Here is a 20,993-nt window from a genome sequence, read left to right on the forward strand (position 1 = left end):
ACGGTCATGTGGCGCAACACGGGGTTCTTGTTTGCGCCGGCACGGCGACAGTGATATTCTGGTCGGAATGACTAGATTTACAGAGCCGAGTAATCCTCCAGCCAAGCGACCGGCCCCTCTGCCGGGGCACTGGCTGCTTCAAGATGCCAAGGCGCGTTTCAGCGAACTGGTGCGGCGCGTGCGGAGCGACGGCCCACAGCACGTGACGGTTCATGGCCGGGATGAGGTCGTGGTCATCGCCGCCGAGGAATTCAGGCGCTTGCAGGGTGAGCAGACAGGCAAAGCCTTGGTTGAAGCATTGCAAGCCTCGCCACATCGGGATGTCGACCTGGTTCTTGCCCCGGCTGAAGCCGCGCCGGTTCGGGACGTCCAATTGTGAAAGGATGGCTGCTCGATACCAATATCCTGTCCGAGCTGCGGCGCATTCGGCCGGAGCCGAAAGTCGTTTCTTTCATAAGCGCTCTGCCGCTGGACACCCTGTATGTCAGCGCCGTCACCTTTGCGGAAATCCGCTTCGGTATCGAATTGATCGAAGACGTCCACAAACGCGCCTCTCTCAACGATTGGTTGAACCTGCAACTGCGCCCGATGTTCGAGAACCGCGTTCTCCCCATCACTGAAGACGTCATGTTCAAGTGGCGCCTGTTGGTCGAGGACGGGCGCAAGAGCGGGCACACGTTCTCGCAACCCGATCTCATCATTGCCGCCACGGCCCTGCATCACGGGCTGAGCATCGTGTCGCGGGATACCGGCGGGTATGCCAAGACAGGCGCGGCGCTCATCAATCCTTGGCAGAGCCAGTAAATCGCTGACTGGCCGCCGGATCGAATTTGAAGAATCTTCTTCAAGTCTCGGGGAACGCCCCTAAAAACGTCAGAAACCGCTGCGCGCACGCGCCGCCGCCGCCGTGCGAATCTTCGGCGCCGCGGGCGGCGGCGTCTGCGTCAGCAGGTCGCCTGCGGCCCCGCCGCTGTCATCGCCTTGCTTCTGCGCCAGCGCCCGGTACGGCGTGACCTGCGCATTCACCCGCATGTTGGCCGACACGCTCGCGATGTTGCCCGCCGCGTCCACCGCCCGTGCCTCGATGCTCGCGTAGCCCGCGGCACCCGGCGTCCAGTTGCAGGTGTAGGGCGCGGCTTTGACGGTGCACAGCATCTTGCCGTCCACGATGAATTGAAGCTCGGCGATGCCGGCGTTGGCTTCGGCCGCGGCGGACAAGGTGGTCGTCCGGCTGACGCCGGTGGCCGCGGGCACAGCCACCGACACCACCGGCGGCGTCGTGCTCGCCGGCGGGTTGACCATCACGTTCGCCGTGGCCACGGCCGAGTTGCCCGCGGCGTCCAGACCGATCACGCGAAGGGTCTGCATGCCCGGCGCCAGCGGCGTCCAAGTGCAGGTGAAGGGCGGCGCCTCGAAGGTGCAGATCGGAATGCCGTCGGCCCCCGCCACCTTCACGCCCCACACGCCCACGTTGTCCACCACGGCCGGCGCGATGGTGACGGGCTGGCCCACCACGGCCGTCGCGGGCGCCGACAGCGACACCCGCGGCGGCACCTTGTCTTCGCCGCCCAATGCCACGTCGATGGTGAAGGTCGACTGCCCCTTCACCGCCTTCTGCTCGAACGCATCGAAGATCGTGAACCAGGTCGCGGTGGGCGAGCGGCCCAGCGCCGAGGCCTTGACCAGCAGCGTCGACTTTGCGCTGTTGAAGCAGGTGAAGCCGCAGTCCCAGTTGAAAGCGAAGCGGCCCGCTTCGTCGGCCGTGCCCTGCGCGAGCAGCACCATCGGCTGCTGCGCGCTCGTGCCGGCATTGCGCCACACCGACACCTGCGCGCCAGGCAGGGGGCCGCCGCTGTCGCGATCGGTGATGCGCACCTGCGTGGCCGTGGTGCCCGCCATGAACTTGGAGGTGCCGAACTTGGGCCAGTCGCTCCAATCGGTGTTGATGTTGGCCTTGGTGCCCGCGGTGAAGCGGATCATGTTCAGCGTGAGGATGCGGTTGGTGGCCGGGTCGCGGCGCTGCTCGAACACGGTGCCCAGCAGCGGATCGAGCCGCCAGCTCTGGCGCGTCCACCAGTAGCGGTCGGTGTCGCTCGCGAGCGCCAGGTCGGCCTGCGGCGCGGTGCCGGTGGTGTCCTTGACCATCGCGGTGTTGTAGTACTCGCCGGCGCCCGCGCCGAACACGTGTTCCAGCTCGTGCAGCAGCGTCTTGAGCTGACGGCCCAGGTAGTCCTTCTCGGTCGATTCAGGCGCGGCCGCGGTGATGTCGCGCGACAGGTGCAGCGGGTCGTGAATGGCGATCCAGTTCAGGTTCCAGGCCACGCCCTTTTGCGGAAAGGTCCAGCTCGCGGCAAGGCCGCCATGGCTGTAGCCCCGGACGGACTTGGAGATGCACACTGCGATTTCGCCGTTGACCAGGCCGTTGTGGCTGCAGGCCGGTGCGTCGGCGGGCGCCACCAGTTGCAGGTCGGCGGCCGGGTCGAAGACGAAGCTGCGCACCGTCTCGCGGGTGAACACGGTGTTCACGTCGGCCACGTACTGCGCCAGGCGCCGGCCGGCTTCTGCCGGGCCGATGTCCGCGGCCAGTTGCGGGTCGACGTAGAGTTTCAGGCGGTGCGTGCTGTGTGGCGCATTGCCAACATCGTTCAGGCCGGCCCAGGCCGTCGGGCTGGCGATGAAAGCACTCAGGAAGAAGGCCGTACCGCAGGTAAAAGCACGGAAAAACAGCGAAGAAAGAGCGCGCATCTGCTCAGGTACGTATGTATCAAAAGTGTAAGTTTAGTGTGCATTAAGTACTAAAAGCCATCAATTTTTACAGTCATGAAACAAGTTCAAGCCCGCAAGATCGTCGTTTTGTCGGGTTCCGGCGTCAGCGCGGGGAGCGGCCTGCCGACCTTCAGAGACGCAAACGGGCTGTGGAACAGCCATTCCTGGCAGGAACTCGCCAGCCCCGAGGGCTGGCAGCGGCACCCCGAGGTGGTGTTGGCCTTCTACAACGAGCGGCGCGAAAAGGCCTGGCAGGCGCAGCCGAACGCCGCGCACATCGCCATTGCGTCGCTGGAGGCGGCATACGAGGTGGTGATCGCCACCCAGAACGTCGATGCGCTGCACGAGCGCGCGGGTTCGACGAAGGTGCTTCACATCCACGGGGAGCTCGCGTATGCGCGCGGTACGTCCGCCACCCCCAGGCGCTACCGCATCGACGGCGCCCCCATCGAAATTGGCCAGCTGTGCGAAGACGGCACCCAACTGCGGCCCGACATCGTGTGGTTCGGCGAAGCGGTGCAGCACTTCGAGGAGGCCCGGATGCACGTGGCCAGCGCCTCGCATGTGCTGGTGGTGGGCACCTCGCTCACCGTCAACCCGGCCGCGTCGCTGGTGCGGTATGCGAGCCACCACGCGCAGAAGGTCTTGGTGGCGCTGGAGATCGAAGACCTGCCGCACGGTTTCCGCTTCCTTCAGGGCAAGGCGACCGATGTGGTGCCTGCGCTGGCTGCGCAATGGCTGGCCGAAGCGGCGAGAAGCGCATAGCGTTTTTTCGCAATTGCTCGTAGCAGACAAAAGCCCGCCATCGATGAGATGGCGGGCTTTTTATTGGCGCGCATGTAAAACGAATTGATTCAAAGCGGATTGTTATTCCGACATTCAGTTGTTTGTAGTTCTTTTTTCTGCATGACCTTGGGCACTGGTGCATCGGGCCCGGATCGCCTAAGTTCACCAATGTTGCGAGAGTGTGTCCCCCGAGCGGGAATGCCTGCCGAAGTGCTTAAGCCTTATGTTTTATCCAAACAAATAAAACGCAATTGGCGATAAACAATTCGGTTGATATTCCCGAGTCAGGCACCAAGCTTTTACAAATAATTTTCATTTGTCACGCTTAATGCGCAACATCGGCAGGTGCGCTCACGCGCACAGCAGCGCATTTTTTCAACGGTGCCTTATCGGGTACCAGCAACTCAGGGAGCTTCATCATGGCAGTAGACATGTTCATGCGCGTCGAAGGCGCGAACGGCGAATCCAAGGACTCGAACCACAAGGAGTGGACCGACATCAAGTCGTTCGCCTGGGGCGCAACGCAGCCGGGCAACATGGTCAGCGGCGGCGGCGGCGGCGTCGGCAAGGCCAGCTTCAACGACCTGCAAGTGCTCGCGCGCATCGACAAGGCGGCGCCTGCCGTGCTGAAGAACTGCGCCAGTGGCAAGCACCTGTCCAAGATCGAAGTGTCGGTGTGCAAGGCCGGCGGCGGACAGATCGAATACACCCGCGTCACGCTGGAGGAAGTGCTGGTCACCTCGGTGCAGTACACGGCCGAGCAGGGCAGCGATGCGGTGTTCGTGCAGTACGCCTTCCAGGCCGCCAAGGTCAAGCAGCAGTACTGGGAACAGACGGAAAAGGGCGGCAAGGGCGCCGAGACCGTGCTGGCTTGGAACATCAAGGAAAACAAGGAAGTCTGACTTCCCGCGTCGGCGCACGGGGGCAGGCAGCGTACCTGAGACAACCCCCGCCGCGTCCGACGCTCCGGTGCCTGCACGGCACCGCGTTCGCATCGACGACAGGGAGTGGATCCGCCAATGACCCGCAGTTTCATCGCCCACAGCTCGATGGGCGAGCGCCTCAAGTTCCGTTCCATGACGGGGCAGGAGCGCATCTCCACGCTTTTCGAGTCGCGCGTGCGGCTCGTGAGCGACACCCCCGGCATCCCGGCCAAGCGCATGCTGGGCGAGGACATGACCATCGAGGTGAACCTCGCCACCGAACTGGGCGGCGAGGGCAAGCGCTTCATCAGCGGCCAGGTCACGCGTTTTGCCTGCGTGGGCAAGGACGACGGCGACATGTGCGTCTACGAGGCCGTGCTGCGGCCCTGGCTCTGGTACGCCACGCGGCGCTCGGACTTCAAGATCTTCCAGTTCAAGACCGTGCCCGAGATCCTGCAGGACGTGCTCGGCCCCTATGGCTTTGCCATCGACGCGCGCCTCAGCGGCAGCTACCGCACCTGGGACTACTGCGTGCAGTACTCCGAAACCGACTTCAGCTTCGTCAGCCGCCTGATGGAGCTGGAAGGCATCTATTACTTCTTTGCCCACAGCAACGGCAGCCACCAGCTGGTGCTGTGCGACGGCCCCGGCTCGCATGCCGACCTGCCCGCCGGCCCGGTCAAGGTGCCGTACCACGCGGGCGTGCTCGCGGCGCAAATCCTGGAGCAGGACTTCATCGACACCTGGAGCCACGCCGAAGACATCGCCTCGGGTCACTTTGCCGCGGACGACTACGACTTCAAGAAGCCCAACGCCGAAATCGACACCCTGCGCCGCCAGCCCGCGGGCCACAGCCGCGACAGCTACGAAATGTATGACTGGCCCGGCGGCTACACCGAGCTGGGCGACGGCGAGAACTACGCGCGCCTGCGGCTGGAGCAGCAAATGGGCCGCCGCGAATCCATCGAGGCCGAAGGCAACCTGCGCCACATGGCGCCCGGCTACCTGTTCGAGCTGGCGCGGCATCCGAACGCCGAAGACAACCGCCGCTACCTCGTGGAGGCGGTGAGCTACGACTTCCAGGAAAACGCCTTGCGCGTGATCGGCGCGGCCGGCGCGGACTACGCCGAATCCACCAGCAGCACCAGCTACCGCCAGAGCTTCGAGGTGCTGCCCGACAGCGCCCCCTACCGCACCGCGCGCGTCACGCCCAAGCCCCGCACCACCGGCCCGCAGACCGCGGTGGTGGTCGGCCCCGAGGGCGAAGAAATCTACACCGACGAATTCGGCCGCATCAAGGTGCAGTTTCACTGGGACCGCTACGGCAAGAAGGACGAGAACGCCTCCTGCTGGATCCGCGTGTCGCAGACCTGGGCCGGCAGCAACTACGGCGCCATGCACGTCCCGCGCATCGGCCAGGAGGTGATCGTCGACTTCCTGAACGGCGACCCCGACTACCCCATCGTCACCGGCTGCGTCTACAACGCCGCGCAGATGCCGCCCTGGGAGCTGCCGCGCCACAAGACCCAGACCGGCTTCCAGACCCACTGGAGCAAGGGCGGCGGCGGCAAGCACATGCTGCGCTTCGAGGACAAGCGCGGCAGCGAGCACATCGAGCTCTCGACCGACCACGGCAACACCCATCTGCACATGGGCTACCTCATGAACCAGGGCTCCGAGGCGCAGCGCAGCTACGGCTTCGAGCTGCGTACCAACGAGTGGGGTTCCATCCGTGCCGACAAGGGCCTGCTGCTGACCACCTACACGCAGGACTTCGCGCAGAAAGCCTCGCGCGACAACCCCGACGGCCATGAGCACATGGGCGCCACGCTCGCGCAGAGCAACGCGCTGATGCAGGCCTCGGGCCAGGCCATTGCGGCCACCAAGGCGATGGTCGGTGCCATGGCACAGGCCAAGAACCAGACGCTGATGGGGCTGGTGCAGGGCGTGCAGTCGGCGGGCGGTATCCCGTCGGCCGTTGCCGCGCTGGCGGGCGGCGCATCGGCCGAGGCCGGCGTGTCCGACAACCCCGACCCCGCCATGGCCGATGCGCAGCAGATGCTCGATCTGTCGCGCAAGATCGACAAGCCCGTGGTCTCCATCGTGAGCCCCGAGGGGCAGACCATGATCAGCCCCAAGCCCATCGTGGTGAGCTCGGGGCAGAGCGTGTCGGTGCGCTCCACCTCGGCCATGACGCTGACCACCGGCGCGCAGCTCACGCAGCTGGTCGCCAAGGGCATGCTCACGCAGGTGAGCGAGGGCGGGCAGATCAGCGTGGTCTCGGCGGGCGACATCGTCTCGCATGCGAGCGCGGGCGCCATCAACCTGGTGTCCAAGACCGATGCCTCGATGACCTCGACCACGGCCAACGCCAACCTCACGGGGCAGAAGTCGGTCGTCGTCCAGGCCGCCGAGCAAGATGTGTTCGTGACCGCCAAGACCAGCATCTCGTTGATCTGCGGCAAGTCGTCCATCGTGCTCCTGGCCGACGGCACGGTGCAGATCAACGGGGTGAAGGGGCTGGTCAACTTCACGGGCGAACTGGACCAGCGCGGCGGAAAGATCTTCCTGAACTGCGAGGCGCCCGTCGGCTCGGCTCCGCCCGAAGGGGAGGCCTTGGCCGTGCCGGCCGCACCCTCGGGCGGCGCGACCGCCGCACAGCCCGCCGCGGCGAAAGCCGGAGCCCAGCCCGCGTTCGCACCGACGCCGGCGGAAGAGCCGCCCGTCACCGCTGCCAATCTCGCGGTGCCGGCTTCGCCGGGCATGGCGCCGGCACAGGTGAACTTCACCGAGTTCAACAACGACTTCGCCCAGCAGTGGAACAACAGCTTTCCGAATGGCAAGGCCCAGGAACAGGCCAGTACCCTGGTCTCGGACAAGAAGGGCAACGTGGGGCTGGTCAACCGAGTCTCGGGGGCCACAGGCCACGCCGTGCCGAACCTGTCGGTGGCCGATGACCAGCAGGTGCTGGGGCCCTTCCATTCCCACCCGCTGCAGAACTACACCGGCGTGTCCCTGAGCGGCGGAGACGCCGGCTACCTCATCAACAACCAGCACAACGTCATCCTCGCCCAGAGCGGCGCCGACCAGTTCATGTACATGCGAACGGCCCAGACGCCCGCGTACGTCGATTCCACGTTGCTCAACAAGGCGCAGAACGCCAGGATCGCCCAGCTCATGAAAGAGGGCACCGGCACGATGAGCTTCCCCACGGCCACGCGCGTCGCCGCGCGTGAGACGGCCGAGAAGATGAACCTGGCTTACTACCAAGGCAGCGGCGGCGTCCTCAATCGCGTGTCGCCCTGATCCCCATGACCCAAGACGAAGCACTCGCCAACGAGACCGAGGCCGTTCTTCGCGCCGCCGACGAGGCGATCGCGCGGCAGGATTGGGCCGCCGCGCGGCGACATGTTGCGCGGGGCCTGGAGGCCATCGGCGACCGCTACGTGTCGCCCGCCGCCATCGATTCGACCGGCACGGCGCTGGCGGCGGCGGCCCATGAAGCTGGGCAGGGCCGCGAGCCCGACGCCGTGACCCTGCAGCGCGACGTTCTGCATTCGCGCATCGTGCAACTGCGAGCCAAGGCGAAAGTCGCCGCGCCTTCTTCTTCTTCTCCTTGACGACCCCATGCGCTACCACCTCAACGAAGGCCAGTTCGACATTCCCGACGACGGCCGCATCGACCGCTCGATGAACGTGCTGGCCATGCCCGACGGCTCGGGCACCACGCTCATCGTGAGCCGCGACGCACTGCAGACGCAAGAAACGCTGGCCCAGTTTGTCACCCGCCAGATGCGCGACCTCATGCGGCAGGTGACCCAGCTCAAGGAAATCTCACGCGACGAAGTCGCCATCGGCTCGCCCCTGCAGAACCTGCGCGCCATCGAACTGGCCACGCAGTTCAAGCAGAACGGGCAAGCGCTGTACCAGCGGCAAGCCGTGTTCCTGCCGTCCGCGGCAAGTCGCAGCGTGTTGATTCTGACGGCCAGCAGCCCCGTGCCTTTCGATGCCGAGTCGCTCGCGCTCTGGCAGCGCACGCTCGCGAGCTTTCAACCGCGGGCGTGACGCCGCCACCTACCGGAGACCCGACGACCCATGGCCGGTAAACCCGCGGCGCGGCTGCACGATCCCATTGCCCACACCAACGCCCACGCCAGGTTCTGGGCCAAGTTCGCGGGCGGGTTGATCGGCGGCATCGCCGTGGGCTTTGCGGTGGGCCTGGCCGCCGCGGCGGTGGTCGGCACCGGCGGCCTTGCCGGGCCGCTGGTGGCGGGCGCCGTGGTGGTGGGGGCGCGCATGGTCGGCGGCTACGTGGGCGCCGGCATCGGCGAATCCATTGCCGATGCGCTGGTGCCCGAGACACTCACCGTCACCGGCATGATCACCAGCGGCTCGCTGGACGTGTTCATCGACAGCAAGGCCATAGGCGCGGCGCGCGCATCGCCCGACGTTCCCATGGACACGGTGAGCTGCGCCAAGGATTCGCCGCAGATCCGGCTGGCCGAGGGCGCGGAAACCGTCTTCATCAACTTCGGCGTCGCCTCGCGCAAGGACGACCAGACCGAGTGCGGCGCCAAGGTGAGCGAAGGCTCGCCCACCGTCTTCATCGGCGGGCCCACCGCCCGCGTGCGCGAGGTGGCCGACGAGGTGCCGCTCATCTCCAAGGTGCTGGTGACCGTGTTCAACCTGGTCATGATCTACAAGGGCCTGCGCTGCCTGCCCAAGCTCGCCAGGCAGGGCAAGAACGCGCTGCCCTGCCTGATCGAAGGCGCGGTGGGGCTGGGCATGGGCGTCCACGGCATGGTCAGCTCCTTCGGCAACCCGGTGCATGCGGCCACGGGCGGCAAGTTTCTGGGGGGCGAGAGCGAGCTCGACTTCACGCTGCCCGGGCCGCTGCCCATTGCGTGGCAGCGCTTCTACAACAGCCACGATGCGCGCCGCGACGGTGCACTGGGGCAGGGCTGGAGCCTGCCTTACGCGATGGAGCTGCGGCTGGGCCACGACGCCGCCGGCCAGCCCACCGTCACCCTCATCGACGAGCAGGGCAGGCCCGTGGTGCTGCCCGACATCGAACCCGGCGAGCGGCAGTACAGCCTGCGTGACGGCCTGGACCTCTGCCGCACCGAGGGCGGCCACTACTTCATTCATGTGCCCGGCGGGTTGTTCTTCATGTTCGAGGCGCCGGGCGAGGGCCTGCCGCGCGCGCAGACGCTGAAGCTCGCGCGGCTCGAAGACCTCAACGGCAACTTCATCGAACTGCGCCACGACGCGCAAGGCCGCCTGAGCGAGCTGACCGACAGCACCGGCCGCCTGCTGGCGCTCGACCACGCGGGCGACAGCCGACGGCTGAGTGCGGTGCGCCTGGCGGCCGGTGCGCCCGGCGAGTTGCCCGGCCTGCTGGTCGCCTACCGGCACGACGCCCAAGGACGCCTGCTCGAAGTGACCGACCGCAACGGCCAGGTGGTGCGCCGCTTCGGCTACGACGCCCAGGGCCTCATGCGCTTTCATGCCGATGCCGCGGGGCTGGAGTGCCACTACGAATGGCACGGTGCCGCCAACGAGGCTTATGTGGTCCGCCACTGGACCAACGACGGCGAGCGCTACACCGTGCGCCGCAGGCCACCCGCCCCGGACGATGCCCTGGCCATCGGCGAAACCCTTGTCACCGACCAGCTCGGCCGCGAGTTTGCGTGGCACTGGAACGCCGACCACCAGATCACCGACTACACCGATGCGATGGGCCGCCACTGGCGGGCCGAGTACAACGCGCTGCGCCAGCTCGTCGCCATCACCGAGCCCGGCGGCGCCACCACCCGCTGCACCTACGACCCCATGGGCTTCGTGAGCAGCCGCACCGACGCCCTCGGCCGCACCCACAGCACCGGCTGGACCGAGTTCGGCCAGCCCTGGCGGGAAACCCTGGCCGACGGCAGTGCCTGGACCTATGTCTACAACGACCGCGGCAACCTGGTGCGCGAGACCGACCCGCTGGGCCACACCACCGAATACAGCTACGACAGGCGCGGGTTGCCCGTCGTCGTCACCGACGGCAAGGGCGGCACCAACCGCATGGCTTGGAACGAATGCGCGCAACTGGTCGCGTTGACCGACTGCTCCGGCAAGACCACGCGCTACGACTACGACGGCCGGGGTCACCTGCAAACCGTGACCGATGCCGCCGGCCAGCGCACGCGACTGACCCACGACGCCATGGGCCGGCTGCTGTCGGTTTCGCAGCCCGACCACAGCCACCAGAGCTTCAGCCGCGACGCCGCCGGCCGCATCGTGAGCGCCACCGATGCGCTCAGCCGCAGCACCCGCTTTGCGCTCGGCCTGCGCGGCCAGCCACTGATGCGCGAGGACGCCGAAGGCCGGCGCATCGCCTGGAACTACGACAGCGCCCAGCGCCTGCAGTCGCTGGTCAACGAGAACGGGCTGCATTTCGAATTCGTGCGCGACGCCGGCGACCGCGTGGTCGAAGAACGCCGCGTCGGCGGCACCCGCGTGCAGGTGCACTACGACGCCAACGGCTGGCCGGTGCGCATCACCCATGTGCCGGGCATCGGCGACGAAGACCTCGAACTGCGCGACGGCGCCGAGCCGCAGCAGGCGGCCAAGCCGCTGCGCACCGAGCTGCTGCGCGACGCCGTGGGCCGCCTCGTCGAGAAGCGCACCGCGAGCCACCACTACCGCTACCGCTACGACGCGCTCGACCGGTTGACGGAGGCGGTCAAGCTCGAAGTGCTGCAGCCCGATTCGCCGGATGGGTTGCGCGCGCTGCATCGCACCGCCTTCACCTACGACAAGCTCGGCCGCCTCGTCGGCGAAACCGCCATTGACGAACTCACCGGCGAAACCCACAGCCTGAGCCACACGCACGACGAACTGGGCAACCGCACGCGGACGCTGCTGCCCGCCATATCGGGTCAGGCGGGGCAAGCGGGACAGGTGGGGCAGGGCGTGCAGCGCGCGCTCAACTATCTGTACTACGGCTCCGGCCACCTGCACCAGGTCAACCTGTCGCAGCAGCACGGCGATGCGCCTGCGGTGCACCAGCTCATCAGCGACATCGAGCGCGACGACCTGCACCGCGAGGTGGGGCGCAGCCAGGGTGCCCTGCACACCCGCTTCGCGCTCGACCCGCTGGGCCGCCGCGCCGCGGCATGGTGCCGCCCGGCTGCACTGAACACCGCCTTCGCTCCGCGCGACGACGCGTGGCGCCAGGCCATCGACAGCGCCGGCACGCCCGAGGCCCGCCTGCTCGACGGGCTCATGAAGGAGTACAGCTACGACCCCGTGGGCGAGCTGCGCCAGAGCCGCCATTCGCTGCAAGGCACCACCGCGCACCGCTACGACGCCACCGGCCGCATCGAGCAGACCGTGCGCGGCGCGGCCGGCAACAACAGCGAGCGCTTTGCGTACGACCCCGCCGGCAACCTGCTCGACGCCTCGCTCGCCGGCCCCGCGCTCGGTGGTGCCGCTCCCGGGTATGTGCGAGATAACTTGGTGCGCGTGTTCGAAGACAAGCGCTACAGCTATGACGGCCACGGCCGGCTGGTGCGCAAGCTGTCGGGCAGGCACACCGCGCAACGCTTCGAGTGGGACGACGAGAGCCGGCTTGTGGCCGTGCACACCACGCGCCGCCCGAACACGCCCGAGGCCACCACCCAGGTCACGCGCTTCGACTACGACGCGATGGGGCGACGGGTGGCCAAGCACGATGCGTTCGGCAGCACGCGGTTCATTTGGGAGGGCATGCGGCTCATTGAGGAACGCAGGGGCGCGCAGGTGCTGAGCTATGTGTACGAGGCCGGCAGCCATGTGCCGGTGGCGCGGCTCGATGCCAGGGTCGAGCCCGCTCACGCGCGCGCGCACGATGACGGCGCGCCGGTCGCACAGGTCTTTCACTTTCACAATGGCCCCGCGGGCCTGCCCGAGGAACTGAGCAGCAACGACGGCAACCTGTGCTGGCGCGCGAGCTACCGTACCTGGGGCGCGACCGTCGCGGAGCACTGGGAGCTCACCTCGCTGAACGGGCGACCCGTGAGCGCAGCAGAGCAAGCACCCGAAGCCGTCGCGCAGAACCTGCGCTTCCAGGGGCAGTACCTCGACCGGGACACGGGGCTGCACTACAACACCTTCCGGTTTTATGACCCGGACATCGGGCGGTTCATCAGCCCTGACCCGATCGGGTTGATGGGTGGGTCGAACCTTCATCAATATGCGCCCAACTCGGCTCGGTGGATCGATCCGCTGGGGCTTTCATACTGTGCGTTCGGCAATGCCACCAAGCCCAGAGCGCCGAGACCGGGAAAAGACATTGCGGTAGATGCCAACGGCATGGTCAAGTCGCAGGCCGGAAAGACATTCCCGGAGGGTGCGTCGACCACCGTCGATCCGACAAAATCACCTTTGAGCGGGCATTACCACGATATTCCAGAGGGAACCAAAATGCCGAGTGGAATCGATATAGTTCGGGACGGGTCGGATGTGATTCCAAATTCTCCTCGCGGACCGGGGCATGCGACGGTTTTCCCGACTCGAGATATGCCATTTACGGAATTCCAAGCCTTGTTCGAATCTCTGCCTTGGCAGCATGCAGGAAAGAAATGAATAACCCAGATATTTTTCCTGAGGAATGGCGGGTCGTGAAAGATGCGGAAAATTCACTTCTTGTCAGTCGATTCAATTTTAAAAGGCATGCTGACTTCAAGAAATTCATGCTGCTGGCTCTAAGCACTATTTCGGAGCAGGCTGCCGCGCTCAGGTTTTTGAAGGAAGACGCCCCTGGGCTAAGTAATCTGGAGTTGGCTGAAATTGCTCCTGTGATTTTGGATATTGCTGTCGATGGCAGTATCGATAATCTCATCATTGCAAGGGCCGTGCTGCTGCAATATTCCTCTCATTTCCTCGACAGCAGAACAGTAGTTGAAAATTCTCTGGATAACCAAATTCATCGATATCTTGCGAGCGGAGACGAGTTTTTGTATAGGCGATTGGCTGAGTTGTTGGTAACTTTGGATTTGCCCAATGCCTTGGAGAAATTGATGCTAGTCTGTAAAAATAACGAAAACCCAGATATTGCCGAGATATACAGGGATTTTATAAAATTCAACAGACTTGGGAAATTGTGCGAAGCAAGTGATTGAATTGATAACTGCGGCGGAAAATTTCCGTATGCGCTGATGCTGATTCAGGCCTTCGCGAAGCCTCCCATGCATATCGAATTGAGAGTCCGCCCCCTTCTGCCGGCGGCGGAACTATCGCCTCGTCTCTATGACCCCGATGACGACGACGTGCGATCGATCGTGATGGATCTCTGCGGAGCGCTCGATGAGTCCGCGGACTTCCTGATCGCCGGGTTCGGTCAGGCCCGATGGCCAGTGGATGTTCGTACCGATCTCGCCGTGTTTTTGGAGCAACTGCCCGATGCCGTGCAAGCGCTTCGGGCGCGACAGGCTGCAGTGATCGATTTGTACGAGCAGGGCATCGAGCGGACACTCGAATTTCTTCCGCCAGGCGATAGATGTGCAGTTCGCTGCATCAGCCGGACCGATTGGGCCCCGGACCCTGAAGTCGAGGAACTGGACATCACGGCGCTCGACGACATGCTGCTTGCCGTGCGCGACGAGTTCCTGAAGGTTCTGGCGCAATTGGCGCCTTCCGTGGTCGGCCATCCATGGATTGCCGGGTGGCGGCAAGCCATGGACTGAACAGGCTCGACGTCGGATGTTGAAGCAAACCATCGCCGCGCAACTCAACCTGCTGCACTACCTTGAGCGAGGCGCTGTGCATCTGGCCGCAGGCATGGGCATTCCAGAAGAAACAGCCTGCGCGCAAGAGGCCGACGAGCAATGGCGCACGGGGGCCGGGGTTGTCTACACCTTCGATTTCGACGGCTGGAGCCTCAACCTCCACTTCGACCCCGAAAAGAATTTCTCGCACGACACCATCGACTTCTTCGGCCATTGCGATCTTCCCGGTTTCTCGGAAATTGCTGGGCTATCACAGGCCACCAGCCCCTTGGAGGGCGCGACACGCTTCGACTTATGCGACGAGCAGGTGGTACTGCTCCCCTCCAGCGTCACGGTTCATTTCCGCAAAGAGGAGCGCGACGCACTGGTGCTGACGAAGATAGCCGGCGCTCTGCTTCCGTACGGTGCTCTCGCGGATTACTACCGCTTAATGGTGCGGCGTTGAGCATGGCATCAATGCAAACGCCCATGACTCTCGAAGAACTGCGCGAGCTTGAGACAAAGCTCGGCGTTCCGCTGACCAGCTACGCCGACGGGCTGGACCTGACGTGTGCCGAGGTGGGCAGCATGATGCCCCGCAAGCGTTAGCGGAAACCCATGCTCGACATCTACTTCGTCCCCCCTTCGTGCAGCGCCATGCCCAAGGACCCGCGCGGGTTGGCGCACGCAGGTTCCATCGACTTCGAGGCGCATGGCTCCTTGGCCCTTGAACTCGACCAGTGCAGGAAAGCCGGCGCGGACCTCAGGTACTTCGACGACTCGCTGCTGCGCCCGGACCAAGTCATGACGATGCTGCGCGTGTTCAACACCAACGCCGACACGCTCGGCGCTGACCGCGGGCGGATCGCTGCCTTCAAGGCGATGCAGGGGATTCTTGCCCGCGCCGCAGAGCAAGGCATGGGGCTTGCAGCGTTCTGCGACTGATGCCGGAGACGAGCACCTTGAAGATCATCCAGTTCTCCGAAACCGCTGACGGCTACGCCATGGACAGCTCGGGCTACCCCGCCTACGTGGCGCAAGTGATGCACCGTGTGCCGGCGGACGCGCTCGCGTTCATGAGCGCGCCGTGGCATTACGCGCACCGGGACGAGCGATGCCCTCACGATGCGCGCCTGCAAAAGCTGGTGGTGCTGGAATTCGAAGAAGAAGATGAAGGTGATGCGCGAGCGAACGGCATCGAGATTCACCTCGTCGGCGCCTATGGCAACCGCCTGTTGCTGACCTACAGCGACGTGCAGTCGTACTCGGTGGAAAAAACGAAGAGCGACTGGCCCGCCGGCGACCGGTCGCATGGCGATTGGCTGATCGACGAAATGCTGGTTCTGGACGACGACCTTCTGAGCCACGAGATCGTCTTCACGCAGGCCGTCATCCGCATCAGGCACCGTGACCTGCAATACACGGTGGCCCCGTGATGCCGACGCTCCCGCCGTTCATCCTCGATGCAATAGCGCAACCCGTCGGCTGCGTGCAAGACCACGCCGCGTGGGTGGCCCGCTTGCGCGATGCGCTGTCGGGTGATTTGGGCATGGCTTTCTTGCTGGACGACGACACGAACTACAACCCGGCGCACTCGCTCGCGTGCAAGCTGTCGGGCCGGGACGAGGGGTTGAAGAAGCGTTTCGAATTCGACCTTCGCTTCTACATCTCGTCCAAGGCGCCGCTGTTCGCCGTGTACTGCTTCGACAGGAAATGGGCCATGGTCGACCGGGGCGAGGTCAATCACCCGATCGATCCGGCGAGGTTGCCCGAGGCCGCCAAGTCCTTGATCGACAAGGCCCGGGCCATGTTCGCCGCGCAGGGTTTGCAGGAAGTGGCGCACGCGTATTTCTTTCTGCCCGCGCCGGGCTGCGCCACGCAGCTCGACGGCTTGCCGGCGACCGTGTTCGAGAGCCTGTTCGCCGAGATCGTTTGATCGACCTCCGAACCCGCGATGACACCGACTGTCCAGAAGCTGAAAGCCTTCGCCGCAGCCAGAGACTTCGAGCCGCTGCCCGATGCCCCTGCACACGAGATCGACGAAGTGCTAGCTGCATTCTTCGGCGCTGCCGATGTGCACGCTACGGGCACCGGCCCCGCCAACGACCGCTACTCGCACCTGATCGACTGCGCGTTCAGCCCCGCGCTGCGGGCGCAGTTCTTCATTCGCTTCGACCTTCGGATCTTCGTGGTGCTGCCCTATGCACTGGTGGGCGATGCCTGGCAGCTGAGCGTGGAGCACGCCGCGCTGCAGACGCTTTGCGCGCCGCTGGTGAAGGTGCTCGAAGAAGCGCACCACGTCGCGCAGATCGCCTTCGACGAAGCGATGCACCCTTTGTCGAACACCATGCTCGCCAAGGGATTCATCGACAACACGCTGATGGCTTACTTTTTCGAAAGCCTTTGATGCTCGGCCACTCTCGAGCAACGATGTTTCGAGCAGCACCTTGAACCTGAACGCAAGGAGGACGAATGAATCCCAACGCGCCCAAGCCGCCCAGCGAGCAAGGCCCGGATGTCAGCGCCGCGATCCGCCGCATCCTGGACAACAAGAACGACCAGATCGAAGGCACCTTCTGTCACGCCCTGTTCGAAGATCGCTTCTTCGACGATGCATTGCTCAGTCGCCTTATCGACGACATGGAACTGGTGCTCGGCCAGGACGAGGTGAGCCCGGTGCATCGCGAGGTCATTCACTGGGTCGTGCTCAGCACGGCGAGATGCTTCTTCTCGCACTTCAATGCCGACGACCTCTACAAGATCAAGAACTTCGACGCGGCGCTTTATTCGAGATGGTGCGACGACCATTTCGAGCGGCTCCGCAACTTGATGATGGCCCGGTAGTGCTTTCTTCACCGCGGTGACGGCCCCTGCGGCCGCTACGACGCGGCGTCGAACGCCGCGGGGCACTTCCCTCGGGCAATCGCCGGTGAAACGCACCGCCTGAAAGCACTCAGCAGGCAACCCGGAAAACTTCTGCTGAAGTCGTGATGATGCTCACGTTCTACAACTGTAGAATGTACGCCAGTGGCGTACTCTTTCGGCCATGCTCACTGTCGTAGAAACCCCGACCTTTCAAAAGCTATGGCCGAACTATTGGACAGAGGAAGAGCGAGGCGCGTTTGCCGCCTACATCTCCGAAAACCCCCATGCTGGTGATCTTGTCCAGAAGTCTGGCGGTGTGCGCAAAGTGCGCTGGAGCCGCGCTGGATTCGGCAAGAGTGGCGGCGTGCGAGTTCTGTACTTCAGCCGCAAGAAGCCCGGTGAAGTCGTCCTGTTGTTGATCTACGCCAAAGCGAACCTCGATTCGATCTCCGGCGAAACCTTGAAGGAATTGCGCGATGCCGCAGAAAAAGCCGTTGACCAATGCTGAGTTGGAAGCCTTCGAAGCAAGCCAGGACTTCGAAGCGTTGCTGGTTCAGTCTGCGCGCGAAATGGCCGCCGGGAAGACCCGCACGGTCTACACACCCGTTGTTGCCGCGCGCGAGGCTGCAGGCCTTTCGCAAGCTGGCTTTGCCGAACTTCTTGGCGTGTCTGTGCGTACCTTGCAGCAATGGGAGCAAGGCCGTCGCGAACCGACGGGTGCAGCCAAGACGTTGATTGCCATCGCCGAGAAGATGCCCGAAGCACTCAGGGCTGCCGATCCGAATTACAAGACGCCGCGCCGTACGCCTGGTCGTGCAAAGGTCAAGCAGATCAAGGCCTGAGCTTCTGCGTGGCCCTTGGGGCCAGCGTTCGCAAGCTCAGCCCGGCTTTCTTCTTTGGGCCTGAACGGCGCGAACATCTTGGCGCGGCAAAGGGGAAGAGTACATGGACATTCACGGATGCTGGCACCACGCGAGCACGCTCAAGGAAACCTTCAAGGACGGAAGCCCGAACCCGATCTTCAATTCCGCCGGGGCGGCGGACACACACATACCGTATTGACCATGGACTATCAGACCGGCGAACAGGCACTGAACGCCGCCATCATGGAGCACCCGTGGATGGACTTCTACCTCGTCAGCTACGACGAGGTCAGCGTGATCGTGCGGGGAACGCTCGACATCACTCAGGGGTATCAGCTGCAGATCGAGTTCACCGACGTGGGCTACATCGATTGCCCGATCGCGTGGAAGACCGACACCGAGTCGGAAGTCTTCTCCAAGCCCGATCCCTCGACACTCCCCGAGGAAACACGCCAGCGCTTCTTCGACAACAACGCGGGCGAGGTGTACCGGTTCGTGGTGAGCGGCTTCAGCGGGCCCTGGTTTGCGCACATCGTGGCGTCGACGATGCGGTTCTACAGTGCCAAGAGCGGGGAGTATCTGAAATGGGGCGCCAGCTGATCGACAAGCTCGTGGACAGCGACATCCTGACGGCAACGGATCGCGAGCGGTACCTGGGCTTTGCCAGAAATGTTCGCGCAGGCCATCAGGACGAACTGGAAATCGCTGGCAACGCGTTCAATGTGAAGTTCACATGTGGCGGCGTCTGCATAGAGAGCCTTTGGGACGAGGACATGGCGCCTGTGCACATCGAATTGGGTGAATTCATCCGAATGCTTTCGGCCTGGCCGGCTGCCTGAAAACCTTGGACTGTCAAACCGGCGAACAGGCCATTGCCTGCTCCGCCGGCCCCTTGTCACCCCACCGCCTTGATCGTCCCATCCCGCCCCGCCTTCGCCAGCATCGACGCCACCGCACACGAAGCCAGCCGTGCCGATTCCGAATCGGCGCGGCTCGTCAGGATCACCGGCACCTTCGTGCCCAGCACGATGCCCGCCGCCAGGGCGCCGCCCAGAAAACTGAGGCTCTTGGCCAGCAGGTTGCCTGCGTGCAGGTCGGGCACGATCAGCACGTTGGCGTGGCCGGCCACGGGGGAATCGACGATGCCCTTGATGCGCGCGGCCTCGGCGTCGATGGCGTTGTCCAGCGCCAGCGGGCCGTCCAGCTGCGCGCCGGTGATCTGGCCGCGGTCGGCCATCTTGCACAGCGCGGCGGCGTCCAGCGTGGAGGGCACCTTGGGGTTGACCGTTTCGGTGGCCGACAGAATCGCCACCCGCACCTCGGGCATGTGCAGCGCATGCGCCAGGTCGATGGCGTTCTGCACGATGTCGACCTTGTCTTCGAGCGTGGGCGCGATGTTGATCGCCGCGTCCGAAATGATCAGCGGCTGCGCGTGGCCCGGAACGTCCATCACAAAGCAGTGACTGATGCGCCGCGAGGTGCGCAGGCCGCCCTCGCGCCGCACCACCGCGCCCATCAGCTCGTCGGTGTGCAGGCTGCCCTTCATCAACGCATCGACCTCGCCGCGCAAGGCCATGGCCACGGCGGCATCGGCCGCGGCGTGGCTGTGCGGCGCATCGACGATGGTGAGGTGCGCAATGCTCGCGCCGGCCTCTTGCGCCGCCGCCTCGATTCTGGCGCGCGGGCCGACGAGCACCGGCGCGATGAGGCCCAGCTCGGCCGAAGCCAAGGCCGCTTCGATCGACATCGCGTTGGTCGGGTGCACGACCGCGACGCGCAGCGGGGGGAGGGCGCGGGCGGAGGCGATCAGGCGGTCGTAGTGGGGGTGGGCTGAAGACGAAGACGGGGCAGCGGAGGGAGAGGTAGACGCCATGCGGGCTCCGGAAGATGGGTGAGGGATGGGCGAATGGGCAAGTGGCTGAGGGGAGTTTGCAGCAAGCAGCGCCGTGACGGGGCGGGTGTTGGCGGCCAGCCCCTGCAGGCTTGAGCTTGTTGTAGTCAGGGCGTTTCGACCAGCCGCGCCGATGAGTCATGGGGCTCCGTCGCCTGCGTGTTGGATTCCCGGTGCGAGATGGTCGATGGAGTGACGTTGAAGAGCTTGGCTGCTTGCGATTGCCTCACGCGATTCGGCAGGCGTCAACGCTTCAGAGCGGCGCCCAACACGGGCGTGATGAGTGGGTTTTTCGTGTCGATTTATCGCCCGTTTATCGCCGTGACATTTGGGTAATTCCTGAGGTTTGCCGATGTGGGCAAAGTTGGCGCAATGCGGGATTTGTTCGGTGCGCGGGCGCTCTGTTGACGCGCTTCTGTTCTTATATTTGTCGACCGCCGCGCCTCACGGCGGGACATCGAAATGCACACCGCAGCGATGTCGATGTGAGGCAGAAAAGGCGACGGCCAAGGTGCGCTAACACCATGGCCGTCTGACCACCTGAAGTGCATTACTTTGGAAAGAGAGCACAACAAATGGCTGATGAAATTATCGCCGGGCAAAACCTGCCCACCTCCTACGACGCAACTCAGGGTCCGGACGCGTCGGACATCCTTGAGAACAAGTTGACTCAATTGCGATCGCTGTTGAGTTGCTGCTACGGGGATTGGAGCGAATGGTTCGACGGGATAGGGGAGCAGCATCGGGACCACCTGATGTGGCTTGCGGCGGACTTGGCGGATGAAATCACCCGGCTTGCGCAGGAAGTCTTGAGCAGGCTCAACGCGCTGGATCAGCAAGAAGCCTGAGGTCGTCAGCCGGTGGGTGTCGCAGCCCACCGTTGATCTTCATGGTTGGGCCGCAACAAGCGCACCGGGTGAAAGTCGGGTGCGAAAGTAGCGAGCGGTCTCTTCGTCGCTGCAGTAGACGTAGCACCCCTTTATGCCTCGCGTCATCGACGTGCGGTAGGTGTTCTTGATGATGAGGTCTGCCGCTGCAGCGGCCTTTTCGGGATCGACCTTGGCCCGAACCTTGTGGCCGCGCAAAGTCTTGTCGTAGCGGTCTCGTGCGGCTGGCACTATCTCGACGTTTTCGTCGCGCGTGCTCCGTCCGGCCCGGTGATTAC

The 20,993-nt window shown here is 64.4% G+C and carries 24 protein-coding genes; 21 read left to right on the forward strand and 3 right to left on the reverse strand.

Features of this window, described 5'->3' with window-relative positions; all coding sequences use genetic code 11:
* Positions 1–67: 67 nt before the first annotated feature.
* On the forward strand, positions 68–379 hold the full coding sequence (locus ABIC90_RS17480; RefSeq protein WP_354356136.1) for a type II toxin-antitoxin system Phd/YefM family antitoxin: 312 nt from the start codon (positions 68–70) through the stop codon (positions 377–379).
* Positions 376–804: a type II toxin-antitoxin system VapC family toxin gene (locus tag ABIC90_RS17485; protein ID WP_354356138.1), complete on the forward strand. Its 429-nt coding sequence runs from the start codon at positions 376–378 to the stop codon at positions 802–804. Before ABIC90_RS17480 ends, ABIC90_RS17485 begins: the two co-directional genes overlap by 4 nt.
* Positions 805–873: 69 nt before the next feature.
* On the opposite strand, the gene ABIC90_RS17490 is transcribed toward ABIC90_RS17485, so the two are convergent.
* Positions 874–2,745, reverse strand: coding sequence for an Ig-like domain-containing protein (locus ABIC90_RS17490; protein WP_354356140.1), 1,872 nt, complete (start codon positions 2,743–2,745; stop codon positions 874–876).
* 75 nt (positions 2,746–2,820) lie between these two features.
* Here ABIC90_RS17490 and ABIC90_RS17495 point away from each other — a divergent pair, with 75 nt between their 5' ends.
* The 18 genes from ABIC90_RS17495 (at position 2,821) to ABIC90_RS17580 (ending at position 18,776) form a co-directional block, all read left to right on the forward strand.
* Positions 2,821–3,531, forward strand: coding sequence for an SIR2 family NAD-dependent protein deacylase (locus ABIC90_RS17495; protein ID WP_354356142.1), 711 nt, complete (start codon positions 2,821–2,823; stop codon positions 3,529–3,531).
* A gap of 440 nt (positions 3,532–3,971) precedes the next feature.
* Positions 3,972–4,454: an Hcp family type VI secretion system effector gene (locus tag ABIC90_RS17500; protein ID WP_354356144.1), complete on the forward strand. Its 483-nt coding sequence runs from the start codon at positions 3,972–3,974 to the stop codon at positions 4,452–4,454.
* 117 nt (positions 4,455–4,571) lie between these two features.
* Positions 4,572–7,781 carry a type VI secretion system Vgr family protein gene (locus ABIC90_RS17505; RefSeq protein ID WP_354356146.1) on the forward strand — a complete coding sequence of 1,070 codons (3,210 nt, stop codon included), beginning with the start codon at positions 4,572–4,574 and terminating at the stop codon, positions 7,779–7,781.
* Between the two features lie 5 nt (positions 7,782–7,786).
* Positions 7,787–8,095 (forward strand): hypothetical protein, encoded by a 309-nt coding sequence (locus ABIC90_RS17510; RefSeq protein WP_354356148.1) that lies wholly within the window; start codon positions 7,787–7,789, stop codon positions 8,093–8,095.
* A 7-nt stretch (positions 8,096–8,102) separates the two neighbouring features.
* Complete coding sequence (locus ABIC90_RS17515; protein ID WP_354356150.1) at positions 8,103–8,540, forward strand: DcrB-related protein; 438 nt, start codon at positions 8,103–8,105, stop codon at positions 8,538–8,540.
* Positions 8,541–8,570: 30 nt separating this feature from the next.
* Positions 8,571–13,088 carry an RHS repeat-associated core domain-containing protein gene (locus tag ABIC90_RS17520; protein WP_354356152.1) on the forward strand — a complete coding sequence of 1,506 codons (4,518 nt, stop codon included), beginning with the start codon at positions 8,571–8,573 and terminating at the stop codon, positions 13,086–13,088.
* Entirely contained in the window at positions 13,085–13,624 is a 540-nt protein-coding gene (locus ABIC90_RS17525) for a hypothetical protein (RefSeq protein ID WP_354356154.1), read from the forward strand. Before ABIC90_RS17520 ends, ABIC90_RS17525 begins: the two co-directional genes overlap by 4 nt.
* Positions 13,625–13,690: 66 nt before the next feature.
* A complete protein-coding gene (locus tag ABIC90_RS17530) occupies positions 13,691–14,188 on the forward strand; it encodes a hypothetical protein (protein ID WP_354356156.1) in 498 nt (165 codons plus the stop codon).
* A gap of 16 nt (positions 14,189–14,204) precedes the next feature.
* Positions 14,205–14,675: a hypothetical protein gene (locus ABIC90_RS17535; RefSeq protein ID WP_354356158.1), complete on the forward strand. Its 471-nt coding sequence runs from the start codon at positions 14,205–14,207 to the stop codon at positions 14,673–14,675.
* A 152-nt stretch (positions 14,676–14,827) separates the two neighbouring features.
* Entirely contained in the window at positions 14,828–15,154 is a 327-nt protein-coding gene (locus tag ABIC90_RS17540) for a hypothetical protein (RefSeq protein ID WP_354356160.1), read from the forward strand.
* A 17-nt stretch (positions 15,155–15,171) separates the two neighbouring features.
* Positions 15,172–15,645: a hypothetical protein gene (locus ABIC90_RS17545; protein ID WP_354356162.1), complete on the forward strand. Its 474-nt coding sequence runs from the start codon at positions 15,172–15,174 to the stop codon at positions 15,643–15,645.
* Complete coding sequence (locus ABIC90_RS17550) at positions 15,642–16,145, forward strand: hypothetical protein (protein WP_354356164.1); 504 nt, start codon at positions 15,642–15,644, stop codon at positions 16,143–16,145. Before ABIC90_RS17545 ends, ABIC90_RS17550 begins: the two co-directional genes overlap by 4 nt.
* A gap of 18 nt (positions 16,146–16,163) precedes the next feature.
* Complete coding sequence (locus tag ABIC90_RS17555) at positions 16,164–16,616, forward strand: hypothetical protein (RefSeq protein ID WP_354356166.1); 453 nt, start codon at positions 16,164–16,166, stop codon at positions 16,614–16,616.
* Between the two features lie 65 nt (positions 16,617–16,681).
* Positions 16,682–17,053 (forward strand): hypothetical protein, encoded by a 372-nt coding sequence (locus ABIC90_RS17560; protein WP_354356168.1) that lies wholly within the window; start codon positions 16,682–16,684, stop codon positions 17,051–17,053.
* Positions 17,054–17,255: 202 nt separating this feature from the next.
* A complete protein-coding gene (locus tag ABIC90_RS17565) occupies positions 17,256–17,582 on the forward strand; it encodes a transcriptional regulator (protein ID WP_354356170.1) in 327 nt (108 codons plus the stop codon).
* Positions 17,551–17,916 (forward strand): helix-turn-helix domain-containing protein, encoded by a 366-nt coding sequence (locus ABIC90_RS17570; RefSeq protein WP_354356172.1) that lies wholly within the window; start codon positions 17,551–17,553, stop codon positions 17,914–17,916. The genes ABIC90_RS17565 and ABIC90_RS17570 overlap by 32 nt, the downstream gene beginning before the upstream one ends.
* Positions 17,917–18,138: 222 nt before the next feature.
* On the forward strand, positions 18,139–18,537 hold the full coding sequence (locus ABIC90_RS17575) for a hypothetical protein (protein ID WP_354356174.1): 399 nt from the start codon (positions 18,139–18,141) through the stop codon (positions 18,535–18,537).
* Positions 18,522–18,776 (forward strand): hypothetical protein, encoded by a 255-nt coding sequence (locus ABIC90_RS17580; RefSeq protein ID WP_354356176.1) that lies wholly within the window; start codon positions 18,522–18,524, stop codon positions 18,774–18,776. Before ABIC90_RS17575 ends, ABIC90_RS17580 begins: the two co-directional genes overlap by 16 nt.
* Before the next feature lie 56 nt (positions 18,777–18,832).
* Here the strand turns inward: ABIC90_RS17580 and ABIC90_RS17585 are convergent, their stop codons facing one another.
* Complete coding sequence (locus ABIC90_RS17585) at positions 18,833–19,810, reverse strand: phosphate acetyltransferase (RefSeq protein WP_354356178.1); 978 nt, start codon at positions 19,808–19,810, stop codon at positions 18,833–18,835.
* Positions 19,811–20,403: 593 nt separating this feature from the next.
* On the opposite strand from ABIC90_RS17585, the gene ABIC90_RS17590 reads away from it, so the two are divergent.
* On the forward strand, positions 20,404–20,676 hold the full coding sequence (locus tag ABIC90_RS17590) for a hypothetical protein (RefSeq protein ID WP_354356180.1): 273 nt from the start codon (positions 20,404–20,406) through the stop codon (positions 20,674–20,676).
* A 39-nt stretch (positions 20,677–20,715) separates the two neighbouring features.
* Here ABIC90_RS17590 and ABIC90_RS17595 read toward each other — a convergent pair whose 3' ends face one another.
* On the reverse strand, positions 20,716–20,946 hold the full coding sequence (locus tag ABIC90_RS17595; protein WP_354356182.1) for a DNA/RNA helicase domain-containing protein: 231 nt from the start codon (positions 20,944–20,946) through the stop codon (positions 20,716–20,718).
* Positions 20,947–20,993 lie beyond the last annotated feature (47 nt).

The organism is Variovorax boronicumulans (assembly GCF_040544675.1).
GTDB lineage: Bacteria > Pseudomonadota > Gammaproteobacteria > Burkholderiales > Burkholderiaceae_C > Variovorax > Variovorax boronicumulans_D.